1 protein-coding gene is annotated in these 454 nt (G+C 60.1%); it reads right to left on the reverse strand.

The genetic code is table 11. From position 1 onward, the window contains the following. Window positions 1-375 (reverse strand): IS66-like element accessory protein TnpA (tnpA, locus tag WM40_RS28430; protein WP_162199141.1); only part of this gene is annotated, 375 nt, incomplete at its 3' end. Window positions 376-454: the final 79 nt, after the last annotated feature.

A 454-nucleotide genomic window follows, 5' to 3' on the forward strand; every position in this document is an offset into this window, starting at 1 on the left:
TGTGCGGGTTGATGCCAAGGTTTGCGAGATGAGGGCGCGCAGCACCTCGGCGTCGACTTTACCCCGAATGACGATCCTGGTCTGGCCATGCAGCCACTCGAGCTCAGTCGGGGGAACTGTGGCTAGCGGAGCACGAGCGTATTCTGAAGCAGTGGATGCGGCGCTGACGACGGGCACGAAAGTGACGTGATCGGCACGCTGATGCTCGCGACACCAGCGTGCCAGTTGATTGGCGTTGACGCCGTTGGCCAAGGCCAGAGCTGCACGAGAAACCTCCGGCAGCATGGACTGGCGCACAAGCTCTCGCTTGAATTCCTTGGTGAAACTGCGTCGCGCAGTGCGCGGCGTCACCGGTACCACTTGCTTACGTTCCATCGTCTGCATCCGTCGAAAAATCCGACAGCATGAGCACGTTCAGGTCACTACGAAAGATGCCTTGGGTCGACGCTTACGG

The sequence above is a fragment of the Robbsia andropogonis genome, from assembly GCF_000970345.1.
Lineage (GTDB): Bacteria > Pseudomonadota > Gammaproteobacteria > Burkholderiales > Burkholderiaceae > Robbsia > Robbsia andropogonis.